General features: G+C 48.9%; 13 protein-coding genes and 1 tRNA gene. 9 read left to right on the forward strand and 5 right to left on the reverse strand.

What is annotated here, in order from left to right:
• Positions 1 to 41: 41 nt before the first annotated feature.
• Genes lgt through QUE60_RS07125 form a run of 3 tightly spaced genes read right to left on the reverse strand, consistent with a single transcriptional unit; the run spans position 42 to position 2,861 of the window.
• Positions 42 to 824, reverse strand: a complete 783-nt coding sequence (gene lgt, locus QUE60_RS07115) for a prolipoprotein diacylglyceryl transferase (RefSeq protein WP_286223389.1) — start codon at positions 822 to 824, stop codon at positions 42 to 44.
• Positions 824 to 1,294: a DNA polymerase III subunit chi gene (locus tag QUE60_RS07120; RefSeq protein WP_286225125.1), complete on the reverse strand. Its 471-nt coding sequence runs from the start codon at positions 1,292 to 1,294 to the stop codon at positions 824 to 826. The genes lgt and QUE60_RS07120 overlap by 1 nt, the downstream gene beginning before the upstream one ends.
• A 19-nt stretch (positions 1,295 to 1,313) precedes the next feature.
• On the reverse strand, positions 1,314 to 2,861 hold the full coding sequence (locus QUE60_RS07125) for a leucyl aminopeptidase (protein WP_458574809.1): 1,548 nt from the start codon (positions 2,859 to 2,861) through the stop codon (positions 1,314 to 1,316).
• Positions 2,862 to 2,941: 80 nt separating this feature from the next.
• Here QUE60_RS07125 and lptF point away from each other — a divergent pair, with 80 nt between their 5' ends.
• The 3 genes from lptF to QUE60_RS07140 are packed head-to-tail and all read left to right on the forward strand — an operon-like array spanning position 2,942 to position 6,162.
• Positions 2,942 to 4,057, forward strand: a complete 1,116-nt coding sequence (lptF, locus tag QUE60_RS07130) for an LPS export ABC transporter permease LptF (protein WP_286226536.1) — start codon at positions 2,942 to 2,944, stop codon at positions 4,055 to 4,057.
• A complete protein-coding gene (gene lptG / locus QUE60_RS07135; protein WP_286226537.1) occupies positions 4,054 to 5,208 on the forward strand; it encodes an LPS export ABC transporter permease LptG in 1,155 nt (384 codons plus the stop codon). Before lptF ends, lptG begins: the two co-directional genes overlap by 4 nt.
• 12 nt (positions 5,209 to 5,220) lie before the next feature.
• Complete coding sequence (locus QUE60_RS07140) at positions 5,221 to 6,162, forward strand: CysB family HTH-type transcriptional regulator (RefSeq protein ID WP_286226538.1); 942 nt, start codon at positions 5,221 to 5,223, stop codon at positions 6,160 to 6,162.
• On the opposite strand, the gene QUE60_RS07145 is transcribed toward QUE60_RS07140, so the two are convergent.
• Together QUE60_RS07145 and QUE60_RS07150 are read right to left on the reverse strand one after the other, a co-directional pair.
• Positions 6,163 to 6,247: transfer RNA gene (locus QUE60_RS07145), tRNA-Leu, on the reverse strand.
• Positions 6,248 to 6,340: 93 nt separating this feature from the next.
• Positions 6,341 to 7,327 (reverse strand): quinone oxidoreductase family protein, encoded by a 987-nt coding sequence (locus QUE60_RS07150; RefSeq protein WP_286226539.1) that lies wholly within the window; start codon positions 7,325 to 7,327, stop codon positions 6,341 to 6,343.
• A 140-nt stretch (positions 7,328 to 7,467) separates the two neighbouring features.
• On the opposite strand from QUE60_RS07150, the gene QUE60_RS07155 reads away from it, so the two are divergent.
• Genes QUE60_RS07155 through rlmH form a run of 6 tightly spaced genes read left to right on the forward strand, consistent with a single transcriptional unit; the run spans position 7,468 to position 11,992 of the window.
• On the forward strand, positions 7,468 to 8,187 hold the full coding sequence (locus tag QUE60_RS07155) for a YebC/PmpR family DNA-binding transcriptional regulator (RefSeq protein WP_286223395.1): 720 nt from the start codon (positions 7,468 to 7,470) through the stop codon (positions 8,185 to 8,187).
• 21 nt (positions 8,188 to 8,208) lie between these two features.
• On the forward strand, positions 8,209 to 9,480 hold the full coding sequence (purD, locus tag QUE60_RS07160) for a phosphoribosylamine--glycine ligase (protein WP_286226540.1): 1,272 nt from the start codon (positions 8,209 to 8,211) through the stop codon (positions 9,478 to 9,480).
• 19 nt (positions 9,481 to 9,499) lie between these two features.
• The gene (gene hemF / locus QUE60_RS07165; protein ID WP_286226541.1) at positions 9,500 to 10,429 is read left to right on the forward strand and encodes an oxygen-dependent coproporphyrinogen oxidase; all 930 of its coding nucleotides are present in this window, start codon (positions 9,500 to 9,502) and stop codon (positions 10,427 to 10,429) included.
• A 12-nt stretch (positions 10,430 to 10,441) separates the two neighbouring features.
• Complete coding sequence (locus QUE60_RS07170; protein WP_286226542.1) at positions 10,442 to 11,143, forward strand: nicotinate-nucleotide adenylyltransferase; 702 nt, start codon at positions 10,442 to 10,444, stop codon at positions 11,141 to 11,143.
• A 12-nt stretch (positions 11,144 to 11,155) separates the two neighbouring features.
• A complete protein-coding gene (gene rsfS / locus QUE60_RS07175; RefSeq protein ID WP_286226543.1) occupies positions 11,156 to 11,545 on the forward strand; it encodes a ribosome silencing factor in 390 nt (129 codons plus the stop codon).
• A gap of 3 nt (positions 11,546 to 11,548) precedes the next feature.
• Entirely contained in the window at positions 11,549 to 11,992 is a 444-nt protein-coding gene (gene rlmH, locus QUE60_RS07180) for a 23S rRNA (pseudouridine(1915)-N(3))-methyltransferase RlmH (RefSeq protein ID WP_286225133.1), read from the forward strand.
• Positions 11,993 to 12,002 lie beyond the last annotated feature (10 nt).

The raw sequence follows: 12,002 nt of genomic DNA on the forward strand, positions 1-12,002 counted from the left end.
AGATTTTGTAACAGGGGCTTAAATCACTCAGTCAAAAGGGTTTATTGACGCGGCGTTCGCAGCAATAAGTAGATTCCCAAACCAATCATCGGCATCGATAGCCACTGACCCATGGATAAACCCAAGCCAAGTAAGCCCAAGAACGCATCCGGCTCCCTAGCAAACTCCGCCAGAAAACGAAGTAGCCCATATCCAAGTAAGAAAAGTCCGGATACCTGCCCCACGCGTTTTGGTTTACTTGCATAGAGCCACAATACCAAAGCTAATAGAAGGCCTTCACCTGCAAATTGATACAACTGTGATGGATGGCGGGCCACTTGGTCCACCATCGGAAACACCATCGCCCACGGCCAATCGCTCGGACGTCCCCATAACTCACCATTAATAAAGTTTCCAAGGCGTCCAAAAGCAAGTCCCAGTGGCACGAGTGGCGCCACAAAATCCGTAATCACAAAGTATGAGAGTTGGCGCCGCTTCGCAAACCATGCCAAAGCGATTAGGACTCCTAATAACCCACCATGGAAGGACATTCCGCCTTCCCAGAGCTTAAAAATACTGAGGGGGTTTTGCAGATAAAAACCGGGCATGTAAAAGAGCACATAACCCAAGCGACCCCCAACAATCACCCCCACCACTCCCCAAAACAGAATATCTTCAACATCTTTAAAGGTCCAACGCATCGCTTGATATGGTTCTTGGCGAACACGCAGTCGTCCCAGTAATAAAAATTGGGCAAATGCACATAAGTACATCAGGCCATACCAATGAATCGCCAACGGGCCTATTTGCAGTGCGACTGGATCGATTTGGGGATGCACCAACATTAGGCCGCCGCTTTGCTTTGATCAAAATGATGAAGCTCATGGCCTAAGGCACGATAACCCTTAAAGCGCTCGCGCCCTGCCTTCAGTTCATTCTCTTGTGTGGTCACCACTTCAATCCAACGAGGGAAGCGTTCCAGCAAGGCATCAAGACCTTGTGGAGCTTGTGCATGAAGGTAAATCAAGACATCCCGATGCGCTGGCGCTTGGTGGTCTAGCTCGGATAACTGATCCACCAGGAGAATCGGGGTCTCGTGGGCACCCTCGTGATGCAACCAAGCATGAGGTAAAAAGTCAGTTTTACTGAAGGTCCACAATAAATCATCAAGATTGTTGAGGTCGTTTTTACTTCCAGTAATCACGATCGTGCGTGGCAACCCCTGGGGATGAGAGCTGGCCAGAATTTTGCGGCTTAAACGACAGCAGTACTGTAATTTGTCCGAAACATGACTATGAAAATCAATTCTGGCCATTCGCGCTATTAATGGGTGCTTATTGATCGAGCAAGAAATTAAGCAATAGGGGAACTGGTCTCCCTGTTGCCCCTTTAGCCGCCCCGCTCTTCCATGCAGTTCCAGCAATATCCAGATGGGCCCATCGGAATTTTTCAGCAAAGCGCGAGAGGAAACAAGCTGCGGTCACACTTCCAGCAGGTCGTCCGCCAATATTTGCGACGTCCGCAAAGTTTGACTTCAATTGCTCGTGATATGCTGCATCGAGCGGCAGACGCCAGACGGTATCTAAGGATTGATGACCAGCTTTATTCAAGGCTTTTACGAGGGCTTCGTCATCGGAGAACAGACCGCTATGCACATGGCCTAATGCAATGATGCAAGCACCTGTCAAAGTAGCGACATCAATGACAACCTTAGGCTTATAGCGCTCTACATAGGTAAGCGCATCGCAGAGAATAAGTCGGCCTTCGGCATCGGTGTTTAAAACCTCGATGGTCTGCCCTGACATACTCTTCACAATATCGCCCGGACGGGTTGCGCGACCCGATGGCATATTCTCACAAGTTGGCACCACACCAATCACATTCTTCTTTAATCCCAACAACGATACGGCATACATGGTGCCAAATACCGATGCTGCACCACACATGTCGTACTTCATTTCGTCCATTGCTTCGCCAGGCTTCAATGAGATGCCGCCCGTATCAAAGGTGATGCCTTTGCCAACCAAAACGATCGGATCCTCATTTGCTTTCCCACCCTCATGACGCATGATGATGAACTGTGGAGGAGTCTCTGAACCCTTAGCAACTGCTAAGAATGAACCCATACCTAAGGCTTCAATTTGTTGCTGATTGAGAACCTGGACTTTTAACTTGGTCTTCTTAGGAAGATTCAGTGCGGTTTGTGCCAAAAACGTTGGAGTGCAAACATTGGGTGGCAAGTTACCCAAATCTTTCGTGAGGTTCATTCCCTCAACCAAAGCCGATCCCTCCTGAACTGCAGTCTTCAGAAGCCCAGCTTTCTTGGTATTGGTCAGCAGGGTGAAGTGCGCTAAGGTATCTGCTTTTTCTTGCGGCTTGGTCTTATATTGTTCTTGTCGAGCTCCAAATCGATAAACCTGATCTCCCACAATTTGCGCTAGTAAACGAATCCGCTCGGCAATTGCATTAGGACTTTGATTGGCCTTTTGCTTGCCAGTAAAGCTAGGCGCATGCCAAAGCACTGACTGGATAGAGCCGCCACTCAATACCTTAAGGGTCGAGCGCGCAATCTTGGCAAAATCCCCTAAGGACTCTTTATCACCAAGACCCACTAATAAAACACGTTTGAGCTTCACCTTACTCAAGGCCCATGCCCGGGTTGAGCGTAATAAAGTGCATACTCCGGCTTTTCCATCCAAATCACCTACAGAGCGTGCCTCTGAAATTGCTCCTCCGAGGAGATCATCAAGGGCCTGAAGCTGGGAGAGCTCCGCGGCGCGATAGGCTAAAACCAAACAATCGCTGCTTAAGCCACAAACCGCAGCAGCGCCCTTGGGGCTTTTAAAATCGATATCGGCAAGAACTTTCGTGCTAAATTGAATCGTCATCATCTTTCACCATTTGGGGTTTTTTTACATTATCCACCGACCGAATTAAAGTCGCAGAATTAGATCCAGCCACCATGATTTTTGAACAAGCCCTCCGCCGCGAACTCAGCATGACCACAGGTGCTGTGTTTTTGGTCTTGGTCACCATCATGATTACCACCCTCGTAATCCGGATTTTGGGATTTGCGGCCAGTGGAACGGTTAATCCCGAGGATGCTTTAGTCCTAATCGCTCTCGCGACCCTCGGTTATTTTGCGGTTCTATTGAGCGTCTCACTATTTATTGCGGTTTTAATTGTTTTGGTCCGTTGGTACAAAGACTCCGAAATGATTGTGTGGTTTGCAAGTGGATTGAGCATTACAAATTTAATTGGTCCAATCCTGCGATTTGCGATTCCACTCATCATCATCATTGCTCTATTGGCCGCCTTTGTTTGGCCATGGGCAAATCGTGAGTCAAGTGTTATCAGTCAGCGTTTTCAACAGCGCGATGATGTGTCCATGGTTGCAGCAGGTCAATTTAAAGAATCGGCCAAAGCTGAGCGGGTCTTTTTCATTGAAGAGATTGATGTTGATAAAGGGGAAGTCAAGAATATCTTTGTGGCCGATACGCGTAATCAAAAGTTGAGTGTCGCAGTTGCTGCCACTGGCTATATCGAGAATACGCCCAACGGTGACAAAAACGTGGTTCTCTTAAAAGGCCGCCGTTATGAAGGCCAGCCGACCCAGCCAAATTTCAGAATCTTAGAGTTTGATGAGTACGAGACCAAGATCTTAAGTAAAGAAGTGGCCAAGCCGCCGCCACGGGATCGAGAAAAAAATGTGATTGAGCTGATGCAAGAAACCGATCCCAATATCCTGCGCGCCAACTTTGGTGAACTGCTTTGGCGCATCGGCCTACCCATCATGGCCCTGGGTTTGGTCTTGATTGCCATTCCCTTGGCTTATGTCAATCCCCGCTTAGGTAACTATACGGCGATGTTTTATGCCGTCCTCATTTATCTGATGTACAGCAACCTATTAAATCTCAGTCAAAATTATGTTGCGCAAGGACGCGTTGATTTCTTTGTCGGCTTGTGGCCGATTCATGTACTTGCATTTGGCTTAGCCTTTGTTTTGATTCGTAACCGTATCAATCCATCCTTAAAGTGGTGGCAACGCCAACTTCCAAGGGCCTGGCAAAGCAAATGAGTTGGCTCTTTCCCAAAATTTATGAACGCTACTTTGCTAAGCAAATTTATGCGAGCTTTGGCTTCATTCTCTTTGCCCTGCTCGCACTCTTTGTATTTTTTGACATTCTGAGTGAACTGGGATCAGTCAACTCTAAATACACCTTGCCTTTAGCGCTTCTCCATGTACTCCTCAAGGCGCCCAGCCGCATGGTTGAAATTATTCCGATCGCTGGCTTAATCGGTAGTATTTATGTGTTTGCCATGATGGCGAGTCAATCAGAGTTCACCATCCTCCGGGTAGCAGGCTTAGATATCAAACGCAGTCTCTTTACGCTCGCCAAGATCTCACTACCCATTGTCATCCTGACCCTAGCAATCAGTGAAGGCTTGGGGCCCTACAGTGAACGGCTTTCCGAACGAATTCGGATGGACGCGTTAGGCTCAACCTTCAGCTCACAGTTTCGGTCTGGCGTTTGGCTCAAAGATCAATTGCGCGATCAGGACGGAGCGGGGCCCGTTAAAGCTGGTGTGAGATACGTCAATGTGGGTTCAATTGATCCGGATGATCAAATTCGGCAAATTCGGATGTATGAGTTTGATCCCAACTACCGTCTCCTCTCAATTCGTAGTGCTGCATCTGGTCGTTTTGATAATAAAGGTGTTTGGGAGCTCAATGATGTTTCAGAAACACGCTTTATTGAGAAGCGTGGTGGCGACCCCTTGGATGCGGTCTACACCGCTCAGACCAAAAGTATTCCAACGCTTAGCTTGGAGTCACAAGTCACCCCGCAGATCCTCAATGTTCTCCTAATTAGCCCTGAAAAGATGTCGATCATGAGTTTAGGCCAATTTATTTTGCACCTCCAAGAGAACAAACAAGATGCGCAGCGCCATGCGATTGCCTTTTGGAAAAAAGTGGTTTACCCCTTCATCATCTTTGTGATGCTTGCACTCGCCCTACCCTTTGCCTTCATGAAAGTACGGGCTGGGAGCGTTGGCATCAAGGTCTTTGGTGGCATCATGCTGGGTATGAGTTTTCAGCTATTTAATACCTTGTTCTCGAGCGTTGGCTTACTTGGCGCACTCCCCGCCCTATTTACAGCAATCTTCCCACCATTGCTTTATTTGATCCTAGCAATTGCAGCTCTTAAGTGGGTATCCCGTGCTTAGGGGTATGTTCGAATGAATCTTCATCAACTGCGCTTTGTTCGCGAGGTAGTCCGTCAGAACTTTAATCTGACCGCAGCTGCAAAGGCACTCTTCACTTCGCAGCCTGGAGTCTCCAAAGCAATTATTGAACTCGAAGATGAGTTAGGTGTCGAAATCTTTCGACGCCATGGCAAACGCATTCGCTCGTTAACCGAGCCCGGTAAGCGCATCTTGGTCTCGATTGAGCGCTTATTAGAGGAAGTGGAGACCTTAAAACGTGTTGGCAATGATTACGCCAATCAAGACCAAGGTAGCTTTGTGATTGCCACGACTCACACCCAAGCTCGCTATGCCTTACCCAAAGTCTTGAGTGAATTTACCAAGCGTTTTCCAAAAGTACGCGTTAGTCTATTGCAGGGTAACCCCAGTCAAATTGCCCAAATGCTACTCGAGGATCGTGCTGATCTAGCCATTGCGACCGAGGGACTTGCTAATACACCTGGAGTTTTAGCCCTCCCCAGTCACCAATGGCAGCATGCGGTGGTTGTGCCGTCTGGTCACCCCTTACTCAATCATGAGTCCATCACTTTAGAGCTCTTAACTAAATATCCACTCATCACCTATGCAAAAGCATTCTCTGGGCGCAGCAAAATCGATGCAGCATTTGCGCAGCGCACCCTCACGCCCGACATCATTTTGGAGGCGATTGATGCGGATGTGATCAAAACCTATGTCGAGAATGGCATGGGGGTTGGGATTGTGGCGGGCGTTGCCTTAGATCCCGAGCGCGATCGGCAACTGAAATCCATCTCCGTGGGTCACATCTTTGGCACCAATGTCACGCACATCGGTATTAAACAAGGCGCTTATCTGCGCTCGTTTATCTTCACCTTTATTGAGCTGTTCTCACCCACGCTGACACGCAAAATCGTAGAACAGGCAATGTCGAGCGAATCAAGCGATTATCAAATTTGATGGTGCCTCGGGTCGGACTCGAACCGACACGCCTTGCGGCACCGGATTTTGAGTCCGGCACGTCTACCAATTCCATCACCGAGGCTAGTGCGTTAATGTTTTGTATTAACAGCAATAATCGAAACGATGATTTTAACCAATCTCATCGCCTCGTACCCAAAATTCCTAAATCGACTGATTAAGGGATCAAGATCGTCGTGCCAGTGGTCTTACGTCCCTCCAGATCACGGTGCGCCTGCACAGCGTCTGCCAGAGGGTATTGTTGCTTAATCTCAATCTTAATTTGCCCCTGGGTCACGCGCTCAAATAAATCCTTGGCCATTGGCTCTAACAATGAGCGATTGTGTACATAGGTCATTAGTGTGGGTCGGGTTAACTTTAGCGATCCCTTGCTCGACAAAACGGCTAGATCGATCGGCGGAACCGATCCAGAAGCATTGCCAAAGCTGACCGCCATGCCCCGTGGGGCGATACAGTCGAGGGTCTTCATGAAGGTATCTTTACCGACTGCGTCATAGGCAACTGCCACGCCTTTACCGTTCGTAATCTCTTTCACGCGTGTTACAAAATCTTCGGTACGGTATTGAATCACATGATCACAGCCATATGACTTTGCGAGCGCCGCCTTCTCAGGGCTACCTACCGTACCAATTACGGTGGCACCAATCGCCTTTAACCATTGCAGAGCAATTAAGCCAACGCCCCCAGCAATCGCATGAAATAGAACCGTATCGCCGCGCTGCACCTTATAGGTATCGTTTAGAAGGTACTGCACTGTGAGTCCTTGCAACATCATTCCCGCGCCAGTCTCAAACGAAATCGCATCAGGTAACTGCACAATCGTCTCTGCGGGCATGATACGAGCTTGCGCATAGGCCCCCGTTGGTCTACCTGCATAGGCAACGCGATCGCCCACCTTGAGGTGTGTCACGCCTGGGCCAACTTTCTCAATAACGCCCGATGCTTCCATGCCAATGCCGCCTGGTAATGGCTGGGGATAGTAGCCTGATCGGAAATAAATATCAATGTAGTTCAGGCCACATGCTTTTTGTGCAATCAAAACCTCGCCTGGTCCTGGCTCGCCTAGTGAAACATCAACGTATTTCATGACCTCGGGTGGTCCAACTTCATCGATCCGAATTGCTTTTGTGTGCGTAACTGACATATGGTTTCTCCTGAATATTCTTGTTCCAAATTCATCGAAATCGATGCTTGGGGTGTCATTTTTTAAGCCAAGCCCGTATTTTGCCTAAAATTACGGTTCTAAGCCGAAATTCATTTATTCATCTAAGAAGGATTGCCACCATGGCGGGTCATTCAAAATGGGCCAATATTCAACACCGTAAGGGCCGCCAGGACGAAAAGCGTGGCAAGATTTGGACCAAACTCATCAAAGAGATTACTGTTGCTGCCCGCTTAGGCGGAGGTGATCTCAGCGCAAATCCGCGTTTGCGCCTCGCAATCGACAAAGCCAAAGATGCCAATATGCCCAACGACAATGTGCAACGTGCAATTGCGCGCGGAACGGGCGCTGCCGATGGCGTTGACTACGAAGAGATTCGGTATGAGGGTTACGGTATTAATGGTGCCGCAGTGATTGTCGATGCGATGACGGACAATCGCACCCGCACTGTTGCCGAGGTTCGCCATGCCTTCTCAAAGCACGGGGGCAATATGGGTACAGAAGGCTCCGTTGCTTTTTTATTTAAACACTGTGGACAACTGCTCTTTGCTCCTGGAACCAATGAAGAGCAACTACTCGAGTTAGCGCTTGAAGCCGGTGCGGAGGATGTAATTACGCATGAGGATGGGTCGCTCGAGATCATCACGGATCCCTTTGAATTCACCAATGTCCGTAACGCTTTAGAAGCGGCGGGTTTAAAACCCGAGTTAGCCGAGGTGACGATGCGCCCCTCGACCGAGGTCGATCTCAATCCAGAGCAAACTGAATCGATGCAAAAACTATTAGATGCGCTCGAAAATTTAGATGACGTCCAAGCGGTCTATACCAATGCCAATCTATGAGATGAGGAGAAAAGGTTCATTATGAAAGTTTTATTAATTGGCTCTGGCGGTCGCGAACATGCCTTGGCTTGGAAACTCGCTCGCTCACCGAAAGTACAAAAAGTATTCGTGGCCCCTGGCAATGGAGGCACAGCGAATCAAAAAACCGCCGGTATTGAAAATTTACCGATCTCGGATCTCGAAGAGCTTGCCGCGTTCGCAAAACGTGAGCAAATTGGCTTAACCGTCGTAGGGCCTGAAGCGCCATTGGCCGCAGGAATTGTGGATGTCTTTCGCAATCAGGGCTTGCGGATTTTTGGTCCAACCCAATTAGCAGCACAACTAGAATCCTCCAAAGACTTCTCCAAGGCATTCATGAAGCGCCATGGCATTCCTACAGCGGATTACCAAACCTTTACAAATGCCCTAGCAGCGCATGACTACATTGATCAAAAAGGTGCGCCGATTGTGATCAAAGCCGACGGTCTAGCGGCCGGTAAGGGAGTGGTGGTTGCCATGACTTTGCCAGAAGCGCATAGGGCGGTTGACATGATGCTCTCAGACAATAAGCTCGGCGATGCAGGTGCACGGGTTGTGATTGAAGAATTTATTACGGGGGAAGAAGCCAGCTTTATTGTTTTAGTCGATGGCAAGAATGTTTTACCACTTGCTAGCAGCCAAGACCACAAGCGTTTGCTCGATGGCGACCAAGGTCCTAATACTGGTGGCATGGGTGCTTACTCGCCGGCCCCAGTGGTAACCCCCGAAGTGCACGCTCGTGCCATGCGTGAGGTGATCATGCCAACCGTTGAGGGGATGCGCGCTGACGGAATTCCTTACACTGGTTTTCTCTATGCAGGTCTGATGATCCAGCCTAATGGTCAAATTAAAACCCTGGAGTTCAATTGCCGCATGGGCGATCCCGAAACCCAACCGATCATGGCTCGTCTTGAGAGCGATTTGGTACCTGCTTTAGATAAAGCGATCGATGGCAAACTAAATGAGGTCGAACTAACTTGGGATCGGCGCATTGCCCTTGGAGTGGTATTGGCAGCGGCCAACTACCCCGAAAATCCTAAAACAGGCGATGCAATTACTGGAATCCCCGCAGAAACCAATGACCAAATCACCTTTCATGCGGGTACCAAAATCCAAGATGGTGTGCTTCGTACCTCGGGTGGCCGAGTATTGTGCGTTGTTGGGTTGGCAGATACTGTCAAAGGGGCACAACAAAAGGCGTATTCTGCGATTGACCAGATTCATTTTGATGGTATGCAGTACCGCAGCGATATCGGCTTTCGAGCGATTAAGTAAGAAAAGGTAAGGACATTGAATGGCAGCAACAATTGATACTCAGGCTGTTAAACATTATTTATTAGATTTACAAGACCGCATTACTAGTGCAACTAGCAAGGTGGATGGCAAACTGTTTGTGACGGATGCCTGGGAAAAACCCAAAGATAGTAAGTTACAGGGCTCAGGGCGAACCTGCATTCTAGAGAATGGCAACGTCCTTGAAAAAGGCGGGGTTGGGTTCTCGCACGTGAGCGGCCAACAATTACCACCGGCAGCCACCCAAAATCGTCCTGAGATTGCTGGACGCACTTTTGAAGCCATGGGTGTTTCCTTGGTGTTCCATCCACGCAATCCCAAGGCACCTACAACGCATATGAATGTGCGCTGTTTTATTGCGCAAGCCCCCAATCAAGATCCGGTCTGGTGGTTTGGCGGTGGCTTTGATCTAACCCCCTACTACGGAGTGGATGAAGACTGTAAGCATTTTCATCAAACTGCCAAAGATGCTCTTGATCCATTTGGCGCTGACTTGTATCCACGCTTTAAGAAATGGTGCGATGAATATTTTTATCTCAAGCATCGGGACGAGCCGCGTGGCATTGGCGGTATTTTTTTTGACGACTTCAATGAGTTGGGATTTGAGAGAAGTTTTGCCATGATGCGCTCCGTGGGAGACGCATTCATCGAAGCATATTTACCAATTCTTGAGCGCCGTTATCAAGAGCCCTATACCCAGGCAGAGCGTGATTTTCAAGAATTCCGCCGGGGTCGCTATGTGGAATACAACCTCATCTTTGATCGAGGAACCATCTTTGGTCTTCAATCGGGTGGGCGCTCGGAATCCATCCTCATGTCCATGCCACCTGTTGTCACCTGGAAATACAACTGGCAGCCCCAAGCAGGGACACCGGAAGCTCGCCTCTATGAGCGCTATCTCAAGCCACGCGATTGGCTATCCGAGGTTTAAGGCGAATCATTCTTGAATAAAACCATCGGTATCCTAGGGGGCACATTTGACCCGCCGCATTGGGGCCACATTCATCTTGCCGCGCATTTTGCTAAACGTCTAAAGCTCGATGAGCTCATGTGGCTACCCAGCGGTGAGCCATGGCAAAAGGGTGCGCACATCACCCCTGCGATTGATCGCTATGCCATGACGCTTGCAGCCGCCGAGGTCCTAAGGATCGAGCTCCAACAACTTGGACTCAGCACTCAAGTCACCGTGAATACCATGGAAATTGATCGGGCTGGGCCCAGCTATACGATTGATAGTGCCAAAGCTCTGCGACGGCTTCATGGTGAGCAAACGGCTTTAATTTGGCTCATGGGTGCCGATAGCTTTTTGCAGCTCTACACCTGGAATGATTGGCGCGACTTAATGCATTACATTCATCTGGCAGTAGCAAGTCGCCCTCCCTATCGGATTGCGATCCAACTTCAAGACCATCCACCCCTATTGGCCCATTATCAAGATCATCAAACCACAAGTACTCAGGAGCTTTGTCAACGCCCCTGCGGCCTGATTTATTTAGATGAAGAACTCTCCATTGATCTGGCATCGAGCAGTCTTCGACCTTTACTGGCACATCACCCCAGCGCTGATGCCATTCAACAATGGTTGCCAGAATCGGTCTGGAACATTATTTTAGAAAAAGGCCTTTATCAATCCAAGGTAAGATGAGCAAAAAGCCATATGGATATTAAAAAACTACAGCGCACCATCATCGACGCCCTCGAGGATGTCAAAGCACAAGACATTCGTGTCTACGATAGCAGCAAGCTTAGCGAACTGTTTGATCGCGTGATCATTGCCACCGGCAGCAGCAATCGCCAGACCCGTTCTTTGGCTCTCTCGGTCAAAGAAAAGGTTCTTGAAAAAGGGGGCGAAGTGATCTCAATCGAGGGCCTGGAGACGGGTGAATGGGTTCTAGTGGATTGCGGCGATATTGTGGTTCATATCCTGCAGCCCATGCTTAGAGCCTACTACCAACTCGAAGGAATCTGGGGTGACAAACCGGTTCGGGTCAAATTGTCCAGCACCAAGAAGCTCGTCAAAGCCAGTGAAGACGCTGGCGACGAATAAACCATGCGTCTTTGGATTATTGCGGTTGGTCACAAAATGCCAGACTGGGTATCTAGAGCATGCCAGGAATACCAAAAACGCATGCCCAGCGACTGCGTTATTGAGCTTAAAGAACTAAAGCCGGATATTAATCCTGCTAAAGAAGCGAGCAAAATCATTGCAGCGATTCCAAAAGGTGCGGTCGTCATTGCATTAGATGAGCATGGCATCGATCTGCGAACTCAAGCGATTGCGGATCATCTCAAGAATTGGCGGGCAAATGGTCAAGATATTGCGTTCTTGATCGGCGGAGCAAATGGGCTTGACCCAAGCCTCAAAGCAAATGGCGGTCTCATCTGGAAACTATCAAGCCTCACCCTGCCACATGCGTTTGCTCGCCTAGTGCTGATCGAACAACTGTATCGTGCCTGGACCATCCTGCAAGGCCACCCCTATCATCGTGAGTAAATGGGAAATC

Source organism: Polynucleobacter sp. HIN11, from assembly GCF_030297675.1.
Taxonomy (GTDB): domain Bacteria; phylum Pseudomonadota; class Gammaproteobacteria; order Burkholderiales; family Burkholderiaceae; genus Polynucleobacter.